General features: G+C 70.8%; 18 protein-coding genes and 2 pseudogenes. 14 read left to right on the forward strand and 6 right to left on the reverse strand.

Annotated elements, in window-relative coordinates; genetic code table 11:
* The 5 genes from M8C13_RS39205 to M8C13_RS39225 all read left to right on the forward strand — a co-directional run bounded on the left by M8C13_RS39205 (position 1) and on the right by M8C13_RS39225 (position 6,381).
* A complete protein-coding gene (locus tag M8C13_RS39205; protein WP_252485886.1) occupies positions 1 to 1,605 on the forward strand; it encodes an amidohydrolase family protein in 1,605 nt (534 codons plus the stop codon).
* A gap of 27 nt (positions 1,606 to 1,632) precedes the next feature.
* Complete coding sequence (locus tag M8C13_RS39210) at positions 1,633 to 3,033, forward strand: GntP family permease (protein ID WP_252485887.1); 1,401 nt, start codon at positions 1,633 to 1,635, stop codon at positions 3,031 to 3,033.
* A gap of 53 nt (positions 3,034 to 3,086) precedes the next feature.
* Entirely contained in the window at positions 3,087 to 3,752 is a 666-nt protein-coding gene (locus M8C13_RS39215; protein ID WP_252485888.1) for a lipoprotein, read from the forward strand.
* Positions 3,753 to 3,836: 84 nt separating this feature from the next.
* Entirely contained in the window at positions 3,837 to 5,237 is a 1,401-nt protein-coding gene (locus tag M8C13_RS39220; protein ID WP_252485889.1) for a hypothetical protein, read from the forward strand.
* Between the two features lie 133 nt (positions 5,238 to 5,370).
* Positions 5,371 to 6,381 carry an alpha/beta hydrolase gene (locus tag M8C13_RS39225; protein ID WP_252485890.1) on the forward strand — a complete coding sequence of 337 codons (1,011 nt, stop codon included), beginning with the start codon at positions 5,371 to 5,373 and terminating at the stop codon, positions 6,379 to 6,381.
* Positions 6,382 to 6,746: 365 nt separating this feature from the next.
* On the opposite strand, the gene uvrA is transcribed toward M8C13_RS39225, so the two are convergent.
* Positions 6,747 to 9,749 carry an excinuclease ABC subunit UvrA gene (gene uvrA, locus M8C13_RS39230; protein WP_252485891.1) on the reverse strand — a complete coding sequence of 1,001 codons (3,003 nt, stop codon included), beginning with the start codon at positions 9,747 to 9,749 and terminating at the stop codon, positions 6,747 to 6,749.
* Between the two features lie 101 nt (positions 9,750 to 9,850).
* Entirely contained in the window at positions 9,851 to 11,152 is a 1,302-nt protein-coding gene (locus M8C13_RS39235; protein ID WP_252485892.1) for an MFS transporter, read from the reverse strand.
* A 219-nt stretch (positions 11,153 to 11,371) separates the two neighbouring features.
* On the opposite strand from M8C13_RS39235, the gene M8C13_RS39240 reads away from it, so the two are divergent.
* Complete coding sequence (locus tag M8C13_RS39240; protein ID WP_252485893.1) at positions 11,372 to 12,121, forward strand: maleylpyruvate isomerase family mycothiol-dependent enzyme; 750 nt, start codon at positions 11,372 to 11,374, stop codon at positions 12,119 to 12,121.
* A gap of 68 nt (positions 12,122 to 12,189) precedes the next feature.
* Here the strand turns inward: M8C13_RS39240 and M8C13_RS39245 are convergent.
* A pseudogene (locus M8C13_RS39245) lies at positions 12,190 to 13,212 on the reverse strand (acyltransferase family protein); the annotation flags it as partial.
* A gap of 159 nt (positions 13,213 to 13,371) precedes the next feature.
* Between M8C13_RS39245 and M8C13_RS39250 the strand changes: the two are divergent.
* The 4 genes and pseudogenes from M8C13_RS39250 to rnhA (M8C13_RS39265) all read left to right on the forward strand — a co-directional run.
* On the forward strand, positions 13,372 to 14,052 hold the full coding sequence (locus M8C13_RS39250; RefSeq protein ID WP_252485894.1) for an MBL fold metallo-hydrolase: 681 nt from the start codon (positions 13,372 to 13,374) through the stop codon (positions 14,050 to 14,052).
* A gap of 16 nt (positions 14,053 to 14,068) precedes the next feature.
* Complete coding sequence (locus tag M8C13_RS45670; RefSeq protein WP_252485895.1) at positions 14,069 to 15,085, forward strand: GIY-YIG nuclease family protein; 1,017 nt, start codon at positions 14,069 to 14,071, stop codon at positions 15,083 to 15,085.
* Between the two features lie 261 nt (positions 15,086 to 15,346).
* The gene (locus M8C13_RS39260; protein ID WP_252485896.1) at positions 15,347 to 16,444 is read left to right on the forward strand and encodes a beta family protein; all 1,098 of its coding nucleotides are present in this window, start codon (positions 15,347 to 15,349) and stop codon (positions 16,442 to 16,444) included.
* A gap of 310 nt (positions 16,445 to 16,754) precedes the next feature.
* Positions 16,755 to 17,216: pseudogene (gene rnhA / locus M8C13_RS39265) on the forward strand (ribonuclease HI); the annotation flags it as partial.
* A 296-nt stretch (positions 17,217 to 17,512) separates the two neighbouring features.
* Here the strand turns inward: rnhA (M8C13_RS39265) and metH are convergent.
* Both metH and M8C13_RS44900 read right to left on the reverse strand, forming a co-directional pair.
* Positions 17,513 to 21,148 carry a methionine synthase gene (gene metH / locus M8C13_RS39270; protein WP_252485897.1) on the reverse strand — a complete coding sequence of 1,212 codons (3,636 nt, stop codon included), beginning with the start codon at positions 21,146 to 21,148 and terminating at the stop codon, positions 17,513 to 17,515.
* A 291-nt stretch (positions 21,149 to 21,439) separates the two neighbouring features.
* Positions 21,440 to 21,574, reverse strand: a complete 135-nt coding sequence (locus M8C13_RS44900) for a hypothetical protein (protein WP_256510472.1) — start codon at positions 21,572 to 21,574, stop codon at positions 21,440 to 21,442.
* Between the two features lie 98 nt (positions 21,575 to 21,672).
* Here M8C13_RS44900 and M8C13_RS39275 point away from each other — a divergent pair, with 98 nt between their 5' ends.
* The 4 genes from M8C13_RS39275 to M8C13_RS39290 all read left to right on the forward strand — a co-directional run bounded on the left by M8C13_RS39275 (position 21,673) and on the right by M8C13_RS39290 (position 25,421).
* Positions 21,673 to 22,359, forward strand: a complete 687-nt coding sequence (locus tag M8C13_RS39275; protein WP_252485898.1) for a hypothetical protein — start codon at positions 21,673 to 21,675, stop codon at positions 22,357 to 22,359.
* A gap of 50 nt (positions 22,360 to 22,409) precedes the next feature.
* Entirely contained in the window at positions 22,410 to 22,931 is a 522-nt protein-coding gene (locus M8C13_RS39280) for a hypothetical protein (RefSeq protein ID WP_252485899.1), read from the forward strand.
* Between the two features lie 22 nt (positions 22,932 to 22,953).
* Positions 22,954 to 23,418, forward strand: coding sequence for a ribonuclease HI (gene rnhA, locus M8C13_RS39285; RefSeq protein WP_252485900.1), 465 nt, complete (start codon positions 22,954 to 22,956; stop codon positions 23,416 to 23,418).
* Between the two features lie 71 nt (positions 23,419 to 23,489).
* Entirely contained in the window at positions 23,490 to 25,421 is a 1,932-nt protein-coding gene (locus M8C13_RS39290; protein ID WP_252485901.1) for a UvrD-helicase domain-containing protein, read from the forward strand.
* A gap of 28 nt (positions 25,422 to 25,449) precedes the next feature.
* Here M8C13_RS39290 and M8C13_RS45675 read toward each other — a convergent pair whose 3' ends face one another.
* Positions 25,450 to 26,889 carry an SIP domain-containing protein gene (locus M8C13_RS45675; protein ID WP_308202912.1) on the reverse strand — a complete coding sequence of 480 codons (1,440 nt, stop codon included), beginning with the start codon at positions 26,887 to 26,889 and terminating at the stop codon, positions 25,450 to 25,452.

Here is a 26,889-nt window from a genome sequence, read left to right on the forward strand (position 1 = left end):
ATGGCTGAGCTCGTCTTTCGCGGCGCCCTGCTGGTGGACGGCACGGGCGCGGAACCCCGGCTCGCGGACGTGTCGGTGGACCAGGGGCGGATCGCCGAGATCGGTGCGCCCGGAAGCCTAAGTGGGACAAGGGTTGTCGAGGCCGACGGTCTCGCGCTGACCCCCGGTTTCATCGACATGCACTCGCACTCCGACCTCCAGGTGCTGGCCAAACCGGACCACGAGGCCAAGGTCTGCCAGGGCGTGACCCTGGAGGTGCTCGGCCAGGACGGGCTGTCCTACGCGCCCGTCGACGACTCGGTGCTGGCCCAGCTCCGCCAGCAGCTCGCCGGGTGGAACGACGACCCGGCCGGGTTCGACTGGAACTGGCGCAGCGTCGGGGAGTACCTGGACCGCCTGGACACCGGGATCGCGGTCAACGCCGCCTACCTGGTGCCGCAGGGCACGCTGCGGATGCTGTGCGTGGGCTGGGACGACCGGCCGGCGACCGAGTCCGAGATGGACCGGATGAAGATCGTGCTGGCCGAGGGCCTGGCCCAGGGCGCGGTCGGCATGTCCTCCGGCCTGACCTACACCCCCGGCATGTACGCCAGCACCGCCGAGCTGACCGAGCTGTGCGAGGTGGTGGGCCGCAACCGCGGCTTCTACAGCCCGCACCACCGCAGCTACGGGGCGGGCGCGGTGGAGGCCTACGCGGAGATGATCGACGTCTCGGTCCGCTCCGGCTGCCCGCTGCACCTGGCGCACGCCACGATGAACTTCCCGGTGAACAAGGGCCGCGCGGGCGAGCTGCTGTCCATGGTGGACAGTGCCATCGACGACGGCTGCGACATCACCCTGGACACCTACCCCTACCTGCCCGGCGCCACCTACCTCTCCGCGCTGCTGCCCAGCTGGGCGACCGCGGGCGGACTGGACGCGGCACTGGCACGATTGTCCGATGCGGACACCCGGGAGCGGATCAGGGTCGAGCTGGAGGAGATCGGCTCCGACGGCTGCCACGGCGTGCCGGTGGACTGGTCCACGATCGAGATCAACGGGGTGCGCAAGCCCGAGCTGCACGGCCACCTGGTCGGCTCCTCGGTGCTGGACAGCGCGGCCCGGCAAGGGGTTCCGCCCTCGCAGCTGTACTTCGACACCCTCGTCGCCGAGTCGCTGGGCACCTCCTGCCTGATGCACGTGGGCCACGAGGAGAACGTGCGCGCGATCATGCGGCACCCGGCGCACACCGTGGGCAGCGACGGCCTGCTGGTCGGCGACCGCCCGCACCCGCGCGCCTGGGGCACCTTCCCGCGCTACCTGGCGCACTACGTCCGCGAGCTCGGCGTACTGGGGCTCGCCGACTGCGTGGCGCACATGACCGGCCGCGCCGCCCGGCGGTTGCGGCTGACCGACCGCGGCCTGGTCCGCGAGGGCTTCGCGGCGGACCTGGTGCTGTTCGACCCGGCGGCGGTGCGCGACACCGCCACCTTCGAGGCGCCCCGCACCCGCCCAGAGGGCATTCCGTATGTCGTGGTCAACGGGGTCCCGGTGATCGACGACGGCAGGCACACCGGCGCGCTGGCCGGTCGTTCCGTGCGCAACACTCCAACCGGTACCCGCTAGTCCCTTCCGCCACTGGGGAGACCTCTCTTGCTCACCTGGCTGCAAACGTCGACACCAGGACTGCTGCTGCTGTCCGCGGTCGGCATCGCCGTGCTGCTCACCATGATCATCAAGTTCAAGGTGGAGCCGTTCATCGCCCTGCTGATCGCGGGCGTGCTGGTCGCGCTCGCGGCCGGGCTGCCGATCGACAAGCTCGTGGGCTCGGCGCAGAGCGCCAAGGAGTCACTGATCGAGACCGGGTTCGGCGGCGTGCTCGGGCACGTGGCCGCGATCATCGGTCTCGGCACGCTGCTCGGCGCGATCCTGGAGGCCTCCGGCGGCGCCGAGGTGCTCACCCGCAGGCTGCTCGCGCTCTTCGGCGAGAACCGCGCGCCGCTGGCCATGGGCCTGGCCGGGTTGATCTTCGGCATCCCGGTGTTCTTCGACATCGGCATCTTCGTGCTCGCCCCGCTGGTCTACGTGGCGGCCAAGCGCAGCGGCCGGTCCATCGTGCTCTACGCGATGCCGCTGCTGGCCGGGCTATCCGTGATGCACGCCTTCCTGCCGCCGCACCCCGGCCCGGTCGCGCTGGCCGGGCTGCTCAAGGTGGACCTGGGCTGGCTGATCATCATGGGCCTGGCCTGCGCCATCCCCGCCTGGCTGATCGGTGGCGTGTTCTTCTCCTCCTGGATCGGCAAGCGGATCAACATCCCGGTGGCCGAGGAGCTGGTGGCCGCGGGCGAGGCGTTCGCGGAGAAGAACAAGGACCGCACGGTGCCCTCGCTGGGCCTGGTGGCCTTCATCATCGGCCTGCCGCTGGCGCTGATCCTGGGCGCCACCTTCGGCAGCGTGCTGCTGCCCAAGGGCAACGAGGTGCTGAAGGTGCTGACCTTCTTCGGCAACCCGGCGATCGCGCTGACCATCGCGCTGCTGCTGGCGCTGTGGCTGCTGGGCACCCGGCGCGGCATGACCGGCAAGGAGATCGGCGAGATGACCGGGGCCGCGCTGCGCCCGGTCGGCATGATCCTGCTGGTGATCGGCGCCGGTGGCTTCTTCGGCGCGGTGCTCTCCGCCACCGGTGTCGGCAAGGCGCTGGCCGGCACGCTTTCCGACGCGGGCCTGCCGTTCATCGTGCTGGCCTACGTGATCTCCTGCGGCCTGCGCATCGCCCAGGGCTCGGCCACGGTGGCCATCGTGACCACCGCGGGCATCGTGGCCCCGCTGCTGGCCGACGCCGGGTACTCCCAGCCGCAGCTGGCGCTGATCGGCGCGTCCATCGCGGCCGGTTCCATCATCGCCTCGCACGTCAACGACGGCGGTTTCTGGATCGTGTCGAAGTACTTCGGCATCCCGACCAAGGAGACCCTGCAGACCTGGACCGTGCTGGAGACGATCCTGTCCGTGGTCGGCTTCGGGGTGGCCGCGATTCTCAGTGTGGTCATCGGCTGAGGCCGGTATAGGGTCGCCCCCGCAAGCCATACTTTCCGTGGGGGATAACGATCATGAACTCGCGTCTGCGCGCGCCGCTGTCGGCTGCCCTGCTCGCCCTGCTGCTCACCGGCTGCGGCGGTGCGGGCGGCGGCAGCGGCACGCCCGCCACCTCCGGTCCGACCTCGGCCAGTGCCGCGCCCGGCCCGACTTCCGCCGTCGCCAAACCGGGTGAACCCTGGTTCGACGATCTGAAGGTGGCCACCGCGGAGGGCAAGCTCTCCGCGGCCTGCCCGCTGCCGGTGGAGTTCGACGTGGCGAAGCTGTGGGTGGCCAAGGCGGTGTCCAAGGAGGGCGCGGGCCTGCTGGGCAAGCAGGGCGTCTTCCAGGTCGCCTGCGAGATCGACGCCAAGCCGGCGGGCAACCTCGGCTTCCTGCGGGTCTGGAGCACCGACTCGGCGCTGGGCGCCAAGCAGGCGCTGGAGAGCTTCATGACCGGGGAGAAGAAGGCCGCCAAGTCCGAGATCCGCGAGACCGCGGCGGGTTCGCTGGCCGCGGCCGAGGCGACCTACGTGGTGCCGGACACCATCAACGGCGGCGACCGCCGCCAGCGCGCGCTCGCGGTGACCCTGCCCAAGGGCGCGGTGGTGCTGCAGCTCGGCGGCCTGGACACCGACGAGCACAAGCAGATGCTCCCGGCGTACGTGCTGGCCAGGTCCACCATGGCGGCCAGGGGCTGATCGTCGGGTCAAAGGTCAGGGCACCCCAAAGTTTCCGATCTCGCTCTTCCGGAGGCCGCTGGGGGTGCCGCTAGCGTGCTGCGCATGACCTCCGGGGCCGCCACCCTCGCCTTCGCCGAGCGGCGGCGGGCGCCCAAGCAGCTGGGCACCCGGTCGATCGTGCTGGTGGTGCTGGCCAGCGTGGCCGGGCTGATCGGCCTGGTCGGGCCGGAGGGCAGGCGGCTGACCGACCTGTCCACCCGGCCGGTGATCGAGCTGAACTTCGGCCAACTGGTCACCGTCGGCGCCGGGATGATCGGCATCGCGGCCGGGCTGTGCCTGATCCGCCGCTGGCCCTGGCTGCTGCTGGCCGGCGCGATGGCCGGGGTGCCCGCGGCGGTGGTGCGGATCTGGCCGACGCTGCTGCACGAGACGACCTGGCCGGAGAAGTACACCACCGGCCAGGACGGCATCCTGGACACGCTCACCGCGGGCGGCACCATGGGCGGCTCGCTGCTGATCGCGGGCATCCTGGGCGCGGCACAACAGCTGGCGCGCGCCGGTTCCCGCGCCGCGGCCGCCGCGGTGGTCGCGGCCATGATCGGCGCGGAGCTGTTCAGCCGGATCCTGTTCGGACGGCCCGTTCCGGTGCCCGGCCCGCCGCCGCCGGACACCGCGGTGGCGCTGCTGACCGTGGTCGGCCTGACCGGCGCGGTGCTCGCGGTGCTGGCCGCGGCCACCGGCAGGCTGACCGAACCAGCCGAGTACCCGCCGGACCGCCGGATGCTCCAGCTCGGCCTGTGCGCCAGCGCGATCCCGTTGCTGCCCAAGGTGATCAGTGCGTTCTTCCCAGGCGGTCCGCAGTCCGCGGCCGAGGTGGGCGTGTCCGCGGCGACCGCGCTGGCGGCCACCGTCGCGGTGGCGGTGATCGCCGGGGCCGGGGTGCTGGGCGCGGTGGTGGTGGTCACCGCGGCCGCGCTGGCGGCCAGCGCACCGCTGTTCGCGGCCTACTACGCGATGACCGTGGCCGCCACGCCGATCCTGCCGGTCGCGGCCACCGGACTCGCGCTGGGCGTGCTCGCCGCGACCATACGGCACCGGCTGCTGGCCGCGGCCGGGGTCTGCCTCGGGCTGGCCGCGGTGGCGCTGACCGCGCCCGAACTACCCGGCCGCGGCCTGCGCGCACTGCTGGAGCACAACGACCACCTGCCTGCCGAGCTGGTCATGGTGCTGGTGATCGTGGCGGTGATCCTGGCCGCGGGCGCGGTGGCGCCGGGCCTGGCCGACCGCGGCGCGCTGCCGATGGCGCTGGGCCCGCTGTTCACCGGGCTGGCGCTGGCCGGGCAGGAGCTCATGTACTTCAGCGGAAAGGTCAGCGCGGACACCACCGTGCTCGGCAGGCTCTACGGCCCGCAGCCCATCGCACTGGCAGGCGGCATGCTCGCCCTGGCCGGATTCCTGTTGCTGTACAAGGGAATTCTTTACCGCCGCCGCACCGAGAGCTGATCTTCGGACGCGAATCGATCACAGCGTGGTGTCAGATCGGGTCAGCACCCGTTCGGCCGAGTCCACGCCCGCGGTCAAGCCTCCACCATGGCTGCGCTGGAACCGATTCCGCTTGTCGAGACCCGGAGGTCCCATGCGCCGACGGTCGGTCATCACCCGTCTACCCGGTCTGATCATCCCCGTCCTGCTGGCCCAGCTCCTCGTCCCCGCGACCGCATCCGCAACCGAACCGGTCTGTCAGCCCTTCACCCAGAACGTCTCCGTGCTGCTCACCCAGCAGCAGATGCGCGGCACGCTGTGCACCCCGCCCGGCGCCACCAAGGTGCTGGTCATGGTGCCCGGCGGCACCTACAACCAGACCTACTGGAACTTCCCGTACCAGGAGGGCACCTACAACTTCCGCAAGGCGATGAACGCCGCCGGGTACGCCACCGCGGTGGTGGACCGGCTGGGCACCGGCGCGAGCTCGCGTCCACTTGGCACCCTGGTCACCGCGCTGGTGCAGGCCAAGGCGGTGCACAAGGTGATCCAGTCGCTGCGCTCCTCCTTCGCCAAGGTAGTCCTCATTGGACACTCGGTCGGCTCGGCGATCTCGGTGCTGGAGGCGGGCACCCACCGCGATGTGGACGGGGTGGTGCTGACCGGCATGACGCACCACCCGAACCTGCTCAACCTGTCCACCGCGCTCACCGACATCCACCCGGCCATGCTGGACCCGCAACTGCAGGGCGGCGGCTACGACCCGAACTACCTGACCAGCAAACCCGGCAAGCGCGGCCCGCTGTTCCACGAGCCCGGCGCGGTGGATCCCGCGGTGGTGGCGGTGGACGAGCAGACCAAGGACGTGCTGACCGTGCTGGAAACCGGCGACTCGCTGGGCGTCGGGATCATCCCGCCGTACTCGGCGCTGATCAACGCGCCGGTGCTGCTGGCCATCGGCGGCTCGGACAAGCTGTTCTGCGGCACCGGCGCCACCAACTGTTCGAGCGCGAACACCGTGCTGGCAACGGAAAGCGCTTACTACCCGCACGCGCCACACGTCTCGGCCTACGTCGCGCCGGGGGTGGGGCACGATCTCAACCTGCATCCGAGCGCACCGCAGTACCAGCAGGCGGTGCTGAACTGGCTGAGCACGCACATCTAGCCCGGTAACAGCCCTGAGCACGGCGGCCCGCGGCCACACCGGCGCGGGCCGCCGCTCCAGGTCCGTCGACAGGGCAACGGTTTTCCGCCGTAACGGTTCTGCCGCGGTCAGCCGGTGTCCCGCCCGGCCAGCAGCGCCAGGAGGAACCTGGTGCAGCAACGGGGGTGGGTGGCCGGGCGGCGGGTTCGCGGTCACCGCCTGGTGCTGCTCTGACCGGCCCCGTGGCGCGGCCAACGCCGAGATCGTCGCCACCCTGTTCAGCCGTATCCCGGCCAAGCTGGGCCTACGAGCACCGCCTCATCCGCCCCGGCAGCTGAGCCGGCCTATCCCGCGCGGTGCGGGATCGGCCGGCTCGGCGGGTGGGGTCAGCGGGCGGAGACCTTGGCCTTGGGCTTGGTGCCGTTCTTGGTGGTCTTGGTCGTGGTCGTCTTGGTGGCCGCCTTGCCGTTGGCGGGCTTGGCGCCGTTGGTCTTGGCCTTGGCGCGGGGTTCGGCGCGGACCGCGCCCGCTTCCTTGGCCAGCAGCGGGGCGAGGAACTGGCCGGTGTAGCTCTCGGGCACGTCCACCACGTCCTCCGGCGTGCCGGTGGCGACCACCATGCCGCCGCCCGAACCGCCCTCGGGGCCCATGTCGATCAGCCAGTCCGAGGTCTTGATCACGTCGAGGTTGTGCTCGATCACGATCACCGTGTTGCCCTTGTCCACCAAGCCGTTGATCACGCCCAGCAGCTTGCGGATGTCCTCGAAGTGCAGGCCGGTGGTCGGCTCGTCCAGGATGTAGACCGTCTTGCCGGTCGACCGCTTCTGCAGCTCGCTGGCCAGCTTCACCCGCTGCGCCTCACCACCGGAGAGCGTCGGCGCGGGCTGTCCCAGCCGGACGTACCCCAGGCCGACGTCGACCAGCGTGCGCAGGTGCCGGTGGATGGCGTTGACCGGCTCGAAGAAGGCCGCGGCCTCCTCGATCGGCATGTCCAGCACCTCGGCGATGGTCTTGCCCTTGTAGTGCACCTCCAGGGTCTCCCGGTTGTACCGGGCGCCCTTGCACACCTCGCACGGGACGTAGACGTCCGGCAGGAAGTTCATCTCGATCTTGATGGTGCCGTCGCCCGCGCAGGCCTCGCAGCGGCCGCCCTTGACGTTGAAGGAGAACCGGCCCGGCTGGTAGCCGCGCACCTTCGCCTCGGTGGTGGCCGCGAACAGCTTGCGGATGTGGTCGAACACCCCGGTGTAGGTGGCCGCGTTCGAGCGCGGGGTCCGGCCGATCGGCGACTGGTCGACCTGCACCAGCTTGTCCACCTGGTCCAGCCCGGTGACCCTGGTGTGCCGCCCCGGCACCTGCCGCGCGCCGTTGAGCTTGTTCGCCAGCACGGTGGCCAGGATGTCGTTGACCAGCGTCGACTTGCCCGAACCGGACACACCGGTGACCGCGACCAGGCAGCCCAGCGGGAACTCCACGTCGATGCCGCGCAGGTTGTGCTCGCGCGCGCCGACCACGGTCAGCTGCCGCTTGCGGTCCACCGGCCGCCGCAGCGCGGGCATCGGGATCTCCCTGACCCCGGCCAGGTACTGCCCGGTGACCGACTTCGCGTTGGTCAGCAGCTCCTCGTACGGCCCGCTGTGCACCACCTGGCCGCCGTGCTCACCGGCGCCGGGGCCGATGTCGACCACCCAGTCCGAGGTGCGGATGGTGTCCTCGTCGTGCTCCACCACGATCAGCGTGTTGCCCAGGTCGCGCAGCCGGGACAGCGTCTCGATCAGCCGGTGGTTGTCCCGCTGGTGCAGGCCGATGGACGGCTCGTCCAGCACGTACAGCACGCCGACCAGCCCGGAGCCGATCTGGGTGGCCAGCCGGATGCGCTGGGCCTCGCCGCCGGAGAGCGTGCCGGAGGCCCGGTCCAGCGACAGGTAGTCCAGGCCGACGTCGAGCAGGAAGCCGAGCCGGGCCTGCACCTCCTTGAGCACCGCGGCGGCGATCATCTTCTGCCGCCGGTCCAGCTGCAGCCCGTTGAGGAACTCGGCGCAGTCGCGCACGCTCATCGCGCAGACGTCCGCGATGGACTTCTCGCCCTGGCTGCGGTGGCCGAGGGTGACCGCGAGGATCTCCGGCTTGAGGCGGGTGCCGCGGCAGGCCGGGCACGGCACCTCCCGCATGTAGCCCTCGTACTTCTCCCGCATGTAGTCGGACTCGGTCTGCTCCTGCCGCCGCTCCAGGAACGGGATGACGCCCTCGAAGTTGGCGTAGTAGGAGCGCTCGCGGCCGTACTTGTTGCGGTAGCGGACGTGCACCTGCTTGTCGACGCCGTGCAGCACCGCCTTCTGCGCGGTGGCCGACAGGCGCTTCCACGGCGCGTCGATCCGGAAGCCGATGGTCTCGGCCAGCGACTCCAGCAGCCTGCCGTAGTACTCGGCGGCCTGCCCGCTGGCCCACGGCGCCACCGCGCCCTCGGCCAGCGACAGCTCGTCGTCCGGCACGACCAGCTCCGGGTCGACCTCCTTGCGCACGCCGATGCCGGTGCAGTCCGGGCAGGCGCCGTAGGGCGAGTTGAACGAGAACGAACGCGGCTCCAGGTCGTCCACCGCCAGCGGGTGCGCGTTCGGGCAGGCCAGGTGCTCGGAGAAGCGGCGCTCGCGGTGCGGGTCGTCCTCCGGCTTGTCCACGAACTCCAGCACGACCAGGCCGTCGGCCAGCCGCAGCGCGGTCTCCACCGAGTCGGTGAGCCGCTGCTTGGCGCCGGCCTTCACCGCGAGCCGGTCGATGACCACCGCGATGTCGTGCTTCTCCTGCTTCTTCAGCTTCGGCGGGTCGGACAGCGAGTGCACCGCGCCGTCCACCCTGGCCCGCGAGTAGCCCTGGGACTGGAGCTGCTCGAACAGGTCGACGAACTCGCCCTTGCGCCCGCGCACGATCGGGGCCAGCACCTGGAACCGCTCGCCCTCGCCCATGGCCAGCACCTGGTCCACGATCTGCTGCGGGCTCTGCTTGCTGATCAGCTCGCCGCAGACCGGGCAGTGCGGCTTGCCCGCGCGCGCGTAGAGCAGGCGCAGGTAGTCGTAGACCTCGGTGATGGTGCCGACGGTCGAGCGCGGGTTCCGGCTGGTGGACTTCTGGTCGATGGACACCGCGGGCGAGAGGCCCTCGATGAAGTCGACGTCCGGCTTGTCCATCTGGCCGAGGAACTGGCGCGCGTAGGCCGAGAGCGACTCGACGTACCGGCGCTGGCCCTCGGCGAAGATCGTGTCGAAGGCCAGGCTCGACTTGCCCGAGCCGGAGAGCCCGGTGAACACGATCATGCTGTCACGCGGCAGGTCGAGATCGACTCCGCGCAGGTTGTGCTCGCGTGCGCCACGAACGACGAGACGGTCGGCCACTGAGGTGGGGTCCCTTCACAAGGGTCTTGCGGTCTTGGGGCAAGGCAGGAGCCATGCTAAGCCGACCCACCGACATTCGTTCGCGCAGGTGTTCGAACGATCTAGGAATCGGCCTTGGCGCCTGCCAGGCTCACGTGCCTGGTCTCCTTCGATGTGAGGTAGACCACCAGGCTGACCAGGCACAACACTGCGATGTACCAAGGGTACAGGGCTCCGGAACCCGCTGCTGTGAGCTGTTCCACGACGTAGGGCGCGGTGCCGCCGAAGACCGCCACGGTCAGCGAGTACGGCAGTCCGAGGCCCGCCGAGCGCACCTCGGTGGGGAACAGCTCGGCCATCGCCACCGGCGCCACCGCTCCATAACAGGCGAACAGCAGCAGGCCGCCGGACATCACCAGGAAGAGTGACAGCGGCGAACTGGAGATGAGCCCGAACAACGGCACGACCAGCAGCAGGTAGCCCGCGGCGAACACGATCAACAGCGGCTTTCGCCCGATCCGGTCGGAAATCGACCCCAGCAGGGGGAGCACCAGGACCATCAGCAGCTGGGCGGCCACCGAGGCCCACTGCGCGCCGGTGGCGGCCATGCCGTGCGCCTTCTGCGCGTAGGTGGGCAGGTAGACGGCGAAGGTGTAGTACGCGGCGGTCGCGCCCGCGGTGAACCCGACCACGCGCAGCGCGGCGCCGGGGTGGCGGCGCAGCACCTCCAGCGTGGGCCTGGCCACCCTGCGGTCCTTGCCGAGCAGGAACGCCTCGGTCTCCTCCAGGGCGCGCCGCAGGTAGAGGCCGTAGACGCCGAGCAGCGCGCCGACCGCGAACGGGATCCGCCAGGCCCAGTCGGCCAGCGCCTCGCGGCCCAGGGTGGCGGTGAGCAGGGTGAGCACCAGGGTCGCGGCGATGGTGCCGAGCACGTTGCTGACGTAGATGAAGCTGCTGTAGAAGCCGCGCCTGCCGGTCGGCGCCAGCTCGGCCAGGTAGGTCGAGGAGGAGGCGAACTCGCCGCCGGTGGACAGGCCCTGGGCGATCCGGGCGAGCAGCAGCAGGCCGGGCGCGAACAGCCCGATCTGCTCGTAGGTGGGCGCGACCGCGATCAGCAGGCTGCCGCCGGCCATCAGGATCACCGAGAGGCTGAGTCCGGCGCGGCGGCCGTGCCGGTCGGTGAAGGCGGCCAGCAGGGCCCCGCCGAGCGGCCGGAAGAAGAAGCCGACGGCGAAGATCAGCAGGGTGCTCAGGGTGCCCGCGGTGGGGTCGTCCTTGGGGAAGAACTGGGGCGCGAAGAACACCGCGAAGATCGCGTAGGCGTTCCAGTCGAACCACTCCAGGCCGTTGCCGATGGAGGCGGCGACCAGGCCCTTGCGGCGGTCGGCCGGGGTCGGCGCCACCGGGGTGTCTGTTGTGGACACAGGGCCTCCAGCAGGTCGGAACGGTCCGTACGGTGCAGATCAAACCTCTTCGGGGTCTCCGAGGGCCACAATTTCCACGATGTGAGCACCACATTCGGCCGAAGCGGACGAGTAGCCTGGGTCCCTAGGATCAAGGACTTCGTCACAGACACCGGACACGCCTACCAGTCGGGGAGGGGCGCTATGACCGGATTAGCACGCCAGCTGACGGGAGTTTCCGTGCCATCACCGCGCCGCAGTCCCGCCGACGCAGCCGCCAGGGCCAGCACCGCCCTGGACGCGCTGGAACGCGCGGACCAGCGGTTGCTCCACGCCGTCACCGAGCTCGGTGACGCGGGAGTGCGCGGTGCGAGCGGACTGCCGGACTGGACCAGGGGTCACCTGCTGACCCACCTGGCCCGCAACGCCGATGCCTTGCTGAACCTGGTGATCTGGGCGCGCACCGGGGTCGAGCACCCGATGTACGCCAGCCGCGCGGACCGGGACGCCGACATCGAGGAAGGCGCCAACCGCAGGCTCCGGCTGTTACAAGAGGACCTGGTGGCCGCGAGCGAGCGGTTCGCCGCGGCGGCCAGGGCGCTGAGCGAGACGGCCTGGACCGCGGACATCCAGCACACCAGCGGCACCCCGTTCGTGGCGCACGAGATCCCGTGGCTGCGGGTGCGCGAGGTGTGGGTGCACCTGGTGGACCTGGACGTCGGCGTCGGTTTCGAGGACATCGACCCCGCGGTGCTGGGCGAGCTGATCGGCAGTTCGCTCGCGGTGTACGGGGAACGGCCGGGCGCGCCCGCGCTGCAGCTGGAGGTCGAGCTGCCCGAGGGCGGTCAGCGGGTCTGGACGCTCGAGGGCTCGGACGCCCCGGCCGCGGTGGTGCGCGGGGAAGCGCCTGCCATGCTGGCCTGGCTGACCGGGCGCGGGGACGGCACCGCGCTGTCCGGCACCGTGCCCGAGCTGCCCCGCTGGCTCTGACGCCGACGGCGGATCCTGCTGGTGGTGAGGAGCCGGAACAACGGCTTCTCCACCAGCCGGGTGAGCAGCCAGCCGAGCAGCACCAGCGCGCCGAGCACCAGGGCCAGCCGCGCCCAGGAGTCGACGCCGATTCGCTTGAGCCCCAACGAGATCAGCGAGCCGACCTGGTAGTTGACCAGGTACACGCCGAAGGAGATGCCGGCCAGCCAGGCCAGCGGCCTGCCCAGCGAGCGCAGCACCGGCAGGTCCCACACCGGCCGTCGCGCGGCCAGCGCCATCAGCGCCACCATGCCGGCCAGCGCCGCCGCTCCCCCGGGTTCGCCGAGATGCCATTCCTGGGCCGCGGCGGCCGCGGCGAGCAGCAGTCCGAACTGGACCGGGCTGATCCGGCGGCGGGACCACAGCCAGATGGCCAGGCCGACCGCGAACAGGTGGGTGCGGTTGAGCTGGAGCATGCCGAACCACCAGTCGAGTGATCCGGAGTGCTCGCGCAGCCAGCTCAGCGGCAGCGGTGCGAGCACCAGCGCCCAGCACAGGATCCGCAGGTCCCGATAGGACCACTTCCAGCACGCGGCCAGCACCGCGGCCACCACGAACGCGGTCATCTGGAGTTGGAGGGTCCAGTAGCTGATGTCCACGAAGTCGGCGTCCGGGACGCGGGCCTGGAGCAGGGCCAGGTTGGCCAGGTAGTCGTGCAGGTTCAGGCCGCCGGTCCAGTCCGCGGGCGCGATGTTGGTGCGCAGCAGGTAGGTGACGGTGACCGCGAGCCAGTAGGCGGGCAGCAGCCGGGCCACCTTGTGCCAGACAAAACGCCCGGACCGCCCGCGCGCCAAGGTCCGCGCGGTGAAGTAGGCGGAGATCACCAGCAGGCTGTTGGCCCCGACCTGGATGCCGAACCGGAACGGCATGCCGCCCAGCTCGGGATGGTCGTGCGGCCCGAGGTTGGTGGCGTGCTGTAACAACACCGCCGTCACGGCGAGGACGCGGATGAGGTCCCAGCTGACATGACGGGTGGTGGCCACGACCGGCGGCGCGGAGGCCGGCGTCGCTGGTGTCGCGGCTGCGGTGGAGGAGTTCGGCACGTCGCTCACAGAGGGGGCTGGGAGGTGCTGGTGATCGTTTGCAGCCCAACCCTAAGCCCCATTGCTGAGCGTGACCTGAAGAGGGATCCCACCCCCGAATGCCGCAGGAAAACGCAACCCGCCGATAGCGGTCCGCGACCAGAACTACCCAGGTACTACGGTGGTCCCGTGGAGGTCCTCGAGAACTACACCGGCCATGTCGAGCCCGGCGGCCCAGCCGCCCGCCGCACCCTGGCCCACCTGACAATCACCAAACTGTCCGTGGGCGGAGACTGGAACAACAACGCCTACCTCCTGGTGTGCCGCACCACCGGCGACGCCCTCCTGATCGACGCCGCCAACGACGCGGAACGCCTCCTGGACCTCCTGGGCCACGACGCCGACCGCCCCCGCCTGCGCGCCGTCGTCACCACCCACCAACACCCCGACCACTGGCAGGCTCTGGGCGCGGTGGCCGGCGCCACCGGCGCCCAGATCGTGGTCCACCCCCTCGACGCCGACCCCCTGCCCGCCCCGCCGGACGTGCTGGTCGAGCACGGCGACACGGTGACCGTGGGCGAGAGCGAACTCGAGGTGATCCACCTGCGTGGGCACACCCCGGGGTCGATCGCGCTGCTGTACCGGGATCCGGAGAGCACCGGACACCTGTTCACCGGGGACTCGCTGTTCCCGGGCGGGGTGGGGAAGACGACCTCGCCGGAGGACTTCCAGTCGCTGATCGCGGATGTGTCGGAGCGGTTGTTCGACTATCTGCCGGATGACACCTGGTTCTATCCGGGGCATGGGGACGACTCGACTATTGGGGCGGAGCGGCCGAAGCTCAGCGAATGGCGCGAACGCGGCTGGTGAGCGGCAGCCGACATGCGTGAGTTCCGAGGTCAAGCGCGAGCAACGGCTGGCGGTTGACCGGAACGTCGGGAGCGGTTGGTTCAATGGCGCCATGACGCACGCTGGCACGAGTGGCGCCACCATCCGCTTGTTCCTCGTCGACGGCACACCTCAGGGGATACGACTTGTCGACCGCAGCCAGTGGACCGGGGTATGCCTGGCCTTCTCCCGAGCCGATTACGCCCGTGCACGCCTGCGCAACGAGTTCGGGCGAACCGGGGTCTACCTGCTGACCGGCCCGGACCCAGAGGGCAAGGGTCCGGACGTCCTCTACATCGGGGAGGGGGACGCGGTGGCCGCACGGCTCGACTCGCACCAGCGGTCGAAAGATTTCTGGACGAATGCCTACGTGCTGACGACCGCGGACGATTCCCTCAACAAAGCGCACGTCAGGTACCTCGAAGCACGGTTGGTGCAGATCGCCGCGACAGCGAACTCTGTCCGGCTCGACAACGGGAAAACCCCCAATGTGCCGTGGTTGAGCGAGCCCGAGGTCGCCGACATGGAGGCGTACCTGGCGAACATGCTGGTGATCCTGCCCATCGTGGGGGTTCACGCATTCGAGGTTCCGACCGTCACGGGTGAGGTTGGCGGGACCGGCACACCTGACGCGGCCGAAACCCGCACGAGATATTTCCTGAAAACCCAGCTCACAACCGCAGAGGGAATCGAAGACCCCCGCGGTTTCACCGTCTTTGAAGGGGCGCTCGGACGCTTCGAGACGAAGACCATGACAGCCGGCTACCACGCACTGCGAGAGAAACTGCTGACAGAAGGCGTACTGGCAGCGCACGGAGCAGATCAGATCCGCCTGACCAGAACGTACGCGTTCGACAGCCCGTCAAGCGCGGCGAGCGTGCTGTCCGGGGGCAGCAAGAATGGCCGTATCGAGTGGCGAGATGCCCAAGGACGGACACTTCGTGAACACCAGCAAGGCACCGCGGAAACGCCTGCGGACGCGATCTCCCCCGATCAGAGCGGGGAGACCGCCTGACCGGCTGGTCGGCCGGGCCGAGGACTGGTGAGCACCGGGGACGCGCTGTTCCCTGGTGTGACTGGGAAGACACTGACACTGGAGAACTTCCCGTCGCTGACGGGCGACGGGGAGCTCTGGATCTTCGCCGAACCGCCGTTCTCGGCGCGAGAGCGGAGCCGAAGATCACCCGATCGGCAGGCGTCAGCGGACCGGTCGAACTCCCAGGATCGAAGTTGCCCGGCTTGCGGCCACAGGCGCTCTTCGGCAGGGAGTCACGCGATGACCTTCACCCCACTGATCGCGTTGAAGAGCAAAAAGGGCGAACTCGACGCGCTCCGCCACCTTCCGGCGAACTCCGAGCCACGACCGGCGATCCTCGTGGAACTGCTGGACTCCGTCGGAGTATCGGAAAGAGGGCAACTCCTGCCCGCGCTCATCAAAGCCGCAGTGGACGCGGCGGTGCATGACAAACCGCTGTGGATCGACGCGCACCTGCTCAGCGCGACCAGTTCGCTGGCCCGCCAGCCGGGCGGCCCGTTGGAATTCCTCGACAAGCAGATCGAGAACACCCTGCACGACGAGCGCGGACTCCTGGCGCTCGACGTCACCGCGTTGATCCCAGTAGTGGCCGACTCGGCGACGGACGACGAGCTCAGGACGATCTCCTTGCTCCGGCAGCACCGGCCGCGGGACGTCGTGGTGCGGGTGCGCGGGCTCGCCACGCCGCCGGCAGAGATCGTCGACCGGCTGCGGCGCGTCGTCAGCCGGACCGGTATCGAGGCGGAGCATCTGCACGCCGTGATCGACCTCGGCTTCGTCGAGACCCTGCAGCCCGCCCATGTGACACGGGCTGCACGGCTGATCGGCACGATCGTCGACGACATCGGACCGTCGTCGACGACGCTGCTGGCCGGTTCGATCCCGGCCAGCCGAAACAGCTTCGCCACGACTACCTGTCAACGCCCCGAAGTACCGCTGTGGCATGCGGTCGCCGAGCAGGTGGACGGGGCGGTGAACTACGGGGACTACGGCGTGGTTCACCCGGTGCCGCCCAAAGGCGGGGACCCCGGCCCGAGAACCGTCAACCCGTATCTCTACTACACGGCTCCGGGTCGCAGGGTCGCGCTGCGCAGACAACTTGCCAGGGAAGACGGCAAGCCGGTGCAGGGTGCGGCCGTCGAGGCCTTCACCGCCTTGGCGGAGGAGCTGCTGGCGCGGCAGGAGTTCGCGGGCAGGGACTTCTCGTGGGGTGACCGCGAGTTGACCCGTTGCAGGCGAGGGGGCGGGAGAACCGCGGGCACCGTGCCCCGCTGGATAGCCATCGCCACGTCGCACCACATCGAGCACGTGACGCGCCGGGCGCCATCCGACCTCTGATGCCGGCCTGTCGCCCCTCCCGAGAACAGCAAACCGCACCAGCGGACAACAGAATCAGCACTTCGGCGTGGGGCAGTGCGACGATCGTCTGTCTTCCGACCCGACTTGGCCACAGACGTGCCGTGTCGGCTCCGCTAGGGCCACGGCGACGACTCCACCATCAAAAGCAAGCGCTCCGAGCTGTGGGAATGGCGCGCTGGCCGCGACGGTGGGTGCCGTGGGGAGCTTCGTCTCGGCCGTCGCCGCGACGATCTCCGGACCGGAGTTCGCTACGCGGACGGGTGCGCGGGGCGGTCTTACGTTCGGGTCCATGGAGACCGAACAGGTGGTGGAGATCTACACCGATGGCGCGTGCCGGGGGAATCCCGGCCCTGGTGGCTGGGGTGCGGTGTTGCGGTGTGGTGGGCATGAGCGGGAGCTGTACGGCGGTGAGCCGGGGCCGACCACGAGCAACCGGATGGAGTTGATGGCGCCCATCCAGGCGGTGCGGGCGCTGACCCGGCCGTGTGCGGTGCGGGTCTTCAGCGACAGCCGTTACCTGACCGACGGGATGGGGGTCAGCGTGCCGCGGTGGAAGGCCAATGGCTGGCTGGCGAAGGGGAACCGGCCGGTGCCGAACGCGGATCTGTGGCAGTTGCTGGACGATGTCGTCGCGCCGCACCGGGTTGAGTGGCGGTGGGTGAAGGGGCACTCGGGGATTCCGGAGAACGAGCGGGCGGATCGGCTGGCCGGCCGGGGTGTGCGGGAGGTGACCGGGGTCGGCGCGCGGGTGGCGCGGCGGGCGGGCGGGAGGCGTGCGCCGGTGCCGCGGCCGGCGGGGCTGGCTCAGCGGGGGTGTTCGGCGATCACCAAGGCGGGCCGGGCGTGTCCGATCGAGGCTGGGCCGGGTGGGTTGTGCCATGTGCACGATCCGGCGTTGCGGTGCCGGGCGGCGCGGAAGAACGGCAAGCCGTGTGCGGTCGCGACCGGGGGTGGGCGGTGTGCGCGGCATCGGGGCGCGGCGGTGGTGCCCGATCTGTTCTCGGGCTGAGGGTGGGGGCCGCGTGGGTGTGCGGCCCCCACCTGGGGTCAGCGCGAGTCCGGCTCGTAGCCCAGGTTCGGGCGGAGCCAGCGTTCTACTTCGGGCAGGGGCATGTCGCGGCGCTTGGCGTAGTCGTGGACCTGGTCCTTGCCGAGGCGGCCGACGGTGAAGTACTTGGCCTCGGGGTGCTGGAAGATCAGGCCGCTGACCGCGGCGGCTGGGGTCATGGCGAAGGAGGTGGTGAGGGCCAGGCCCAGTTTCTCGGCTTCGAGCAGGTCGAAGAGCTCGCGCTTTTCGCTGTGGTCGGGGCTGGCCGGGTAGCCAAGGGCGGGGCGGATGCCGCGGAAGCGTTCGGCGTGCAGGTCGGCCAGGTCGGGCTGGGTGTCCGGCTCGAACCAGGCTCGGCGGGCCTCCAGGTGCGCCCATTCGGCGAAGGCTTCGGCGAGGCGGTCGGCGAGGGCCTTGACCATGATGGCGCGGTAGTCGTCGTGCTTGGCCTCGTACTCGGCGGCGAGCTCCTCGGCGCCGTGGATGGCCACCGCGAAGCCGCCCAGGTAGTCGCCTTCCGGTGCCACGTAGTCGCTCAGGCAGCGGTTGGGGCGGTTCTCCGGCTTCTTGGTCTGCTGGCGCAGCATCGGCAGCCGCACGCCGCCGGGGGCGCCGTTGTCCACCACGATGTCATCGCCCTCGCTGCGGGCCGGCCAGAAGCCGTAGACGCCCTTCGCCTGGAACCGGCCCTCGGCGATGATCTGGTCCAGCAGCACGTTGGCGTCGTCGAAGAGCTCCTTCGCCACCGGGTTTTCCAGGATCTTCGGGTACTTGCCCTTGAGCTCCCAGGCCAGGAAGAAGAACGTCCAGTCGACCATGCCGCGCAGGGTGGTCAGGTCGGGCGTCACCGTGCGGATGCCGGTGAAGTCCGGGGTGGGCAGGTCCTCGAAGGAGACCAGCTCGTAGTTGGCGCGGGCCGCTTCCACGGTCAGCAGCGGCTTGTGCTCGCGCGCCTCGTGCTGCACGCGCAGGCGGTCCTGGTCGACCCGGGTGCGCTGGGCCAGCTCCTCGGCGCGCTCCGGGTCGAGCAGGTCGGAGACCACGCCCACCACCCGGGAGGCGTCCAGCACGTGCACGGTGGTGCCCTCGTAGGCAGGCGCGATGCGCACCGCGGTGTGCTGCCGGGAGGTGGTCGCGCCGCCGATGAGCAGCGGCAGCTTCAGGCCGCGCCGCTCCATCTCGGCGGCCACGTTGACCATCTCGTCCAGGGACGGGGTGATCAGGCCGGACAGACCGATCGCGTCGGCGCCCTCGGCCACCGCGGTGTCCAGGATCTTGGCCGCGGGCACCATCACGCCCAGGTCGATGACCTCGTAGTTGTTGCAGCCCAGCACCACGCCGACGATGTTCTTGCCGATGTCGTGCACATCGCCCTTGACCGTGGCCATCACGACCTTGCCGTTGCCGCGGCTCTCGGTGACCACCCCGGCCTGGCGGGCCGCCTCCTTCTCCGCCTCCATGAACGGTTCCAGGTAGGCCACCGACCGCTTCATCACGCGGGCGCTCTTGACCACCTGCGGCAGGAACATCTTGCCAGCGCCGAACAGGTCACCGACGATCTTCATGCCGTCCATCAGCGGGCCCTCGATCACCTCAAGTGGCCTGGGCAGCAGCTGGCGGGCCTCCTCGGTGTCCTCCTCGATGAAGTCCACGATGCCGTGCACCAGCGCGTGCGAGAGCCGCTCGCCCACCGGCGCCTCGCGCCAGGACAGGTCGATCACTCGCTTGGTGCCGCGGCCGCTGACCGTCTCGGCGTGCGCGACCAGCCGGTCGGTGGCGTCCGGGCGGCGGTCGAAGAGCACGTCCTCGACCAGTTCCAGCAGGTCAGCCGGGATGTCGGCGTAGACGGCGAGCTGGCCGGCGTTGACGATTCCCATGTCCAGGCCGACCTGGGTGGCGTGGTACAGGAACGAGGAGTGCATGGCCTCGCGGACCACGTCGTTGCCGCGGAAGGAGAAGGACAGGTTGGAGATGCCGCCGCTGATCCGCACGCCCGGACAGCGTTGTTTGATCAGTGGCAGCGCGTCGATGAAGGCCTTGGCGTAGCCGTTGTGCTCGCTGATGCCGGTGGCCACGGCGAGCACGTTCGGGTCGAAGATGATGTCCTCGGCCGGGAAGCCGGCCTGCTGGGTCAGCAGGTCGTAGGCGCGGCCGCAGATGGAGACCTTGCGCTCGGTGGTGTCGGCCTGGCCCTCCTCGTCGAAGGCCATCACCACCACGCCCGCGCCGTAGTCGCGGATCCGCCTGGCCTGGGCGAGGAACTGCTCCTCACCCTCCTTGAGGCTGATCGAGTTGACGATTCCCTTGCCCTGCACGCACTTCAGCCCGGCTTCGAGCACGCTCCAGCGGGAGCTGTCGATCATCACCGGGATGCGCGCGATCTCCGGCTCGGTGGCGATCAGGTTGAGGAAGTTGGTCATCGCCCGCTCGCTGTCGAGCAGGTCGGCGTCCATGTTGACGTCCAGGATGTTCGCGCCGCCGCGGACCTGCTCCAGCGCGACGTTGGCCGCGGTCTGGTAGTCGTTGGCCTCGATCAGCCTGCGGAACTTGGCCGAGCCGGTGACGTTGGTCCGCTCACCGATCATCACGAAGCCGGTGTTCTCGGTGATCTCGAACGGCTCCAGGCCGCTGAACCTGGTGCGGTGCGCCGGTTCCGGCACGGTGCGCGGCTTGAGCGAGGAGACCGTCTCGGCGATCTTCCTGATGTGCGCCGGGGTGGTGCCGCAGCAGCCGCCGACGATGTTGACCATGTTGGACTCGACGAACTCGGCGAGCAGCTCCGCGGTCTGCTCCGGGGTCTCGTCGTAGCCGCCGAAGGCGTTGGGCAGGCCCGCGTTGGGGTGTGCCGAGGTGTAGGTGTTGGCGAAGCGGGCCAGGTCGGCCACGTGCGGGCGCATCTCGGCCGCGCCGAGCGAGCAGTTCAGGCCGACCACCAGCGGGTCGGCGTGCTCGATGGAGCTCCAGAACGCCTCGACGGTCTGCCCGGACAGGGTGCGGCCGGAGAGGTCGACGATGGTCACCGAGATCCACAGCGGCAGGTGCGGGGCGACCTCGCGGGCGGCGGCGATGGCGGCCTTGCAGTTCAGCGTGTCGAAGATGGTCTCCACCAGCAGCAGGTCCACCCCGCCCTCGGCCAGCGCCGAGATCTGCTCCGCGTAGGTGTCCTTGACCTGCTGGAAGTTCACCGCGCGGTAGCCGGGGTCCTCCACCCGGGGCGAGAGCGACAGGGTCACGTTCAGCGGCCCGATCGAGCCTGCGACGAACTTGCCACCCGCCTCGTCCGCGGCCTGCCTGGCCAGCTGGGCCGCGGAGATGTTCATCTCGCGGACGTGCTTCTCCATCAGGTAGTCGGCCTGGCCGATCCCGGTGGCGGTGAAGGTGTTGGTGGTGGTGATGTCCGCGCCCGCGTCCAGGTACTGGCGGTGGATGTCCAGCACCAGGTCGGGGCGGGTGATGTTGAGCAGATCAGGGTCGCCGGTGACGTCCCGGGCGTGGTTGGCCCAGTGGTCGCCGTAGTAGTCCTCCGGCTTGAGCGCGGCGTTCTGGAACATGGTGCCCCACGCGCCGTCGAGCACCACCACCCGTTGTGCCAGCAGCTCCTTGAGCTCCTGCGTGCGGTCACCGTTGTTACCCACCGAATGCACCTCCCGACTCAGTCTGGGAGGCGCCCTTTGGTGTCTTCGTACCGGTCGAGCGTGGCGGGCCGGAACCCGTTGCAGCGCCTCTCGACCTTCAGCGAAGAGGGTACCGAACAACCCTGTACGCCGCGTCGCGTGATTCAGCTACTTGAGGAACCGGCCGAAGTGGTCTCCCCAGACCTGCTTCTCCAGCGGTACGGCCACACTGCCGCCCCGGGGGAGTCTAGCGAAGTGCCCACTCTGTGCCGCTTTGTCCTGCCTGGTGGGATGGACCCGGATGTGCGCAGGTCACGGCACGAGCACCGGCCTGGCCTCGAACCGGGCCACCACCTCGGGTGAGCCGAACCGGCGGTCGAGCTGACGGACCGCCTTCGCCCGGTCACGGTGCGTGCGGATCGGGGGCAGGAGCCCGGTCGGGTGCATTCCCTGGGCCGTTCAGGGGGCCGGCTTCCGGTTCGCGTCAGGTGGCCGCCGTCCGCGAGTTAGGTCAGCGGGATCAGGTCGGCTCGGGGAGGAGCGACATGGGACGACGTATCGGTGGTGCGGGCGGCGGTTCGGATCCGGCGGGCAAGGGCGGTGCCGTCGTGGTCGCCGCGGTGGCCGTGGTGGCGCTGGCCGGCGCGGCGGGGGCCGGTGGTGGGCTGGGACTGGGCGGCGCGGGCGGTGCGGGCGGCGGCTCGGGCGGTGGCGCGGCGAACTCGGCCGCCTCGCGGAACATCAGCGCGCGGAAGAGCGAGGGTAAGAAGTCGGCGAAGAGCGGCAAGGCGGAACAGGCGTGGCAGCGGCTGGGCACCCGGCAGCTGCGCAAGGAGGTCAGGACCGCGGCCGAGTGCCTGTCCCACTCCTTCGGCCGGGTCCGCGAGTTCTTCGCGCACACCCCGTGCAAGTCACTCGACCGGGCGCTGTTCAGCATCGGCGACGGCGAGGGGAACGTGGTGGTCGTCTCGGTGGTCTGGGTGCGCTTCCGCAGCCGGGGGCAGGCCGAGGACTTCCGGCGGCTCAGCGATGTGCACGGTTCCGGCGACATCACGCCGCTGGCGGCTGAGCTGTTGGAGCTGCGGGACATCCGGTTCACCGGCCGCAACTACGACGCCCAGCCCAACGGCAACGCGGTGGTGATCGCGGAGACCGAGACCGCGGCGGGCAGCCTGAGCGCGGAGGCCCTGGACGCGGTGGCCGAGGTGGCGGCCCAGCTCCCCCATCCGTGAGCGTGCGATACCCGTTCGCGGCGATCGGCTGCCCTGGCTATCGTCGCCGCGTGAGCAGCTTCCCCGAACGCGCGCGCCAGGCCGAGAACCCTGAGCTGTCCGTGCGCCAGCGTCTGCTCGCGCTCAAGGACTGCGTCACCCGGTTCCCGCTCTACGGCCACCAGGCGAGCTGGCAGCACCTGATCTCCTGGGCGCGGATCCCGCTGCGGCTGGAGGACGACCTGGACTCGCTCACCAGGGCGGTGGCCGAGCTGCGGGGCGCCAGGGAGCTGTGGCTGCCGCTGACGGCGGAGTTCGCGGCGCGGCGGCGGGCGGAGAAGGCGGTGGGGCGGCGGAGCATCCCGCTGCGGGACCGGTGGCTGACCCGGCCGTTGCAGGTGTACTGCCCCAACCCCGCGTTGCGGCCGGTGGAGTCGATGGCGCGGGTGGTGGCGCGGGTGGTCGCGGCGCACCAGGACGGGTCGGCGTTCGGGCGGGACTGCGTGGTGTGCGGGTCGGGGCGGCCGGTGGAACAGGCGTGTCCCGGGTGTGGGGTGAGCATCCTGGGGCGCTGGCCCTGGATGTGGCGCTGACCTGCGCGGGTATCGTCCCGGTGTGCCGGACGACGAGAACGTGGTGGAGATCTACACCGACGGGGCCTGCGTCCCCAACCCCGGTCCCGGTGGCTGGGGCGCGGTGTTGCGGTACGGGCGCCACGAGAAGGAGATCTGCGGCGGCGAGCCCGGGGTGACCACGAACAACCGGATGGAGCTGATGGCGCCGATCAGCGCGCTGGAGGGGCTCACCCGGCCGTCGGTGGTGCACATCCACACCGACAGCACCTACGTGCGCAACGGGGTCACCGCCTGGATGGCCAAGTGGGAGAAGAACGGCTGGCTCAGCTCGCGCAAGGAGCCGGTGAAGAACGTGGACCTGTGGCAGCGGCTGGGGGCGGCCGCGGCGCGGCACCGGGTGGAGTGGTTCTGGGTCAAGGGGCACGCGGGGCATCCGGAGAACGAGCGGGCGGACCGGTTGGCGCTCAAGGGGTTGCAGGAGGCGATGGCGCAGGCATCCGGGTGAATCCCGGTTTCCAGGGAGTTCGGGGCCGCCCGGGGTCGTAGGTTGGCGGGAAGTCGACCTAGGGGGACTGGGTGGGGATCAGCGCTCATGCGCAGCGGGAGGTGGCCCGGCGGGCCGAGGCGGTGCTGACCGAGCGGGCGCCGCGGCTGGAGGCGGTGTCACGGCGGGTGCTGACCGCGCTGCTGGCCAGGACCGCGACCGGGGCTCGGCTGCTGGTGCGGCCGGAACCCGTTGCGGGACAGGCGGTTGCCTTCCTGGTGACGGGGCGCGGGGTGTTCGCGGTGCTGATCGGGGAGCAGGTGCCCGCCGACACCGAGTTGGGACAGACCGTGCTGCACGCCGAGCAGCGGTGCGCGGGGGTCACCGGGTCGCGCGGGCAGGTGCTGGCACGCAGCGCGATCCACCTCGCGGTGGTGCTGGGCGGGGAGGCCGGGGCGCCCAGGGAGCGGCGGCTGGGCTGGGTGCTGACCGAGGCGCAGCTGCCCGAGCTGTTCCGCCGGGAGGCCGCGCACCTGGACCGGACGCAGGTCGATTCCGTTGCGGCGCAACTGGTCAAGCGGCTGCCGGAGTACCTGGAGCTGCGGGTGTCGCCGCCGGAGCGGGCACAGCCCGCCGAGGGGCTGCTGGAGCTGGCGGAGATCACCGAGGACCAGGTGGGGGCGGCACAGCGGCGGCCGTTCGAGAGCTGGCTGACCTTCCTGCACCCGCGCCAGCAGGCGGTGGCGGTGCGGGACTACAGCGGACCGGCGCGGATCAGCGGGCCGGCCGGGACCGGCAAGACCGTGGTCGCGCTGCACCGGCTGCGGCACCTGGCCCGGCGCAGCACCGGACCGCTGCTGTTCACCACCTTCGTGCGCACGCTTCCGTTGGTGCACAAGGCTTCCTTCGCCCGGCTGGCGCCGGAGCTGGCCGACCGGGTGGAGTTCACCAACTTGCACGCCTGGGCGCGGGAGTTCCTGCGCGAGCGCGGGCACGACCTGACCATCCGGTCCTCCTCGGCGGAGACCGCGTTCAGCCGGGCCTGGATGGCGCACCGCCTTGCCCTGCAAGAGATCGAGGACGTCGGCTACTGGCGGACCGAGATCGACCGGGTGATCAAGGGCCGGGGTGTGGGCAGCCTGGCCGAGTACCAGCGCACCCCGCGCCGGGGGCGGGTGCGGCGGCTGGACGGCGGACAGCGGGAGCTGGTGTGGGCGCTGTTCCAGAGCTACCAGCGCTACCTGGCCGAACGCGGGCTGCACGACCACAACGACCTGATCGCGCTGGCCCTGGCCGAGCTGCGCCGGGAACCGCCGCAGCGGCCGTACGCGGCGGTGGTGGTGGACGAGGTGCAGGACATCACGCTGATGGGGTTGCGGCTGCTGCGCGAGCTGGCCGGGGATGGGCCGAACCGGCTGCTGCTGGTCGGCGACGGGCAGCAGCAGGTCTACCCGGGCGGCTGGCGGCTCTCCGACGCGGGGATTCCGGTGCAGGGCCGGGGTGAGGTGCTGCGGATCAACTACCGGAACCGGGCCGAGGTGCTGGGTTTCGCGCAGCGGTTCGACGCCACCAACCAGGTCGACGACCTGGACGGCGCGGCCGGGGTCGGGCTGCGCGAGGCCGAGTCGGCCAACGAGGGCGGGGAGATCCAGTCCTGGCGCGGGCCGGAGGCTGAGCTGGGTCCCGCGCTGCGCTCGGCGCTGGCCGGTTCGACCGTCCCGAGTGGACGGACGGCGGTGATCGTGTTCCACCGCAAGGACCTGGACCGGTGCACGGCGCTGTTGCGCGCGGCCGGGATTCCGATGCTGCGGCTGGACGACTACGTGGGCGCGGAGGACGACCGGGTCAAGGTGGGCACGGTGCACCGGGCCAAGGGGCTGGACTTCCAGGCGGTGCTGGTGGTGGAGTTCGGCGCGCGCCCCCAGGAGGACGAGGAGCAGCGGGCGCTGCGCGAGCGGCAGCAGCTGGTCGCGGCGACCAGGGCGCGGGACTTCCTGTGGTGGGGCACCGCCGAAGCCGGGTGACCAGCTCCGGCGGTGCCTGCCCCACCGGCTAGACGCGGCGGATCTTGGCCAGCCAGGCCGGGAGATCGCCGAGCTGCTTGCCGCCGTCCTCGGTCTGGCCGACCACCCCTCGGTACTCGGCGTCGGCCAGTGACTCGATCACCCAGCCCTCGGCGAAGGCGTCCCGGATCACCGAGTCGCTGACCTCGGGTCCGAAGCCGGGTCCCTTGTCGGACAACGCGAGCAGGTGCAGCACCGCGCCGGGACGGCACACCCGGTGCAGGCTGCGCACGTACGCGGCCCGGTCGGCCGCGCCGAAGACGTGGAACAGCGCGGAGTCCAGCACCGTGTCGTACCGTGGCTCCGGGCCCAGGTCCAGCGCGTTGGCCACCTCGAACCGGGCCGGGGACTGGGCGCGGACCGCGTTGGCCCTGGCCGCGGTGATGGCCAGCGCCGAGTAGTCCACGCCGAGCACGCTGTGCCCCAGCGCGGTCAGGTGGATGGTGTGCTGGCCGTCGCCGCAGCCCACGTCCAGCACCTCGCCGCGGAACTCGCCGTGTGCGGCCAGTTCCACCACCGCGGGCTGCGGTTCGCCGATCACCCACGGCGCGCTGTGCTCGCGGTACGCCTGCTCGAAGGTGTCCAGACCGGTCGGCTGGTTGGCTTCCGCGAGACGTTCCTGGACCTCGGCCATGTCCTCCTCGGTGGGCGCGTCGTCCTGGGTGAGCCGCAGCCGCCAGTAGCCGGTGAACTCGATGTCCCGCTTGGCCATCCCGCGTTCGCCGAGCAGGTGCCGGCGCAGCGAGCGGACCGCGCCCGCCTCCCCGGCCAGCCAGGCCAGGCCGGTGCCGGACGGGAGCTCCGCGCCGCGCACCGCGTTCAGCAGCGCGTCCGGCCCCTGGCGCACCCAGTGCAGCTCCAGCTCGGCCGCCGTGCTCAGCGGCTGCTCGTCGGCGGCGTCCGGGACCTCCAGGTACACCAACGCTTTCCGGCCTGGTGCCAGCGACTCCAGCAGGGTGGCGATGGCGGGCAGGGCGGTCAGGTCACCGGCGAAGAGCACCCAGTCGGACTCGCCGAGCGGACGGGCGTACTGCGCGTCCGGGCCGTAGCGCCCGAGCACGTCACCGACCTCGGCGCGGGCGGCCCAGGCGGTGGCCGGGCCGTCCGCGCCGCCGTGCAGCACGAAGTCCACGTCGATGGTGGCGGTCGCCGGGTGGTGCGCCCGGACGGTGTAGCTGCGCAGCACCGGGCGTTCGGCCTCGGGGATGGCCAGATACGCCTGGTACCAGCGCATCGGGTCGCCGTCCGGCGGCAGTGCCGGCAGCACCGGCTCGGTCTGGCCCGGCTGCGGGAAGCACAGCTTCAGCTGCTGGTCGGGCCAGGTGGACAGATTCTCCAGGCCGGGGCCGGTGAAGCTCACCCGCACCACGTGCGGACTGAGCCTGCGGACCGCGGTGACCCGGAGGTGGTCGACCAGGGGTGGCGTCAT

The organism is Crossiella sp. SN42, from assembly GCF_023897065.1.
Lineage (GTDB): Bacteria > Actinomycetota > Actinomycetes > Mycobacteriales > Pseudonocardiaceae > Crossiella.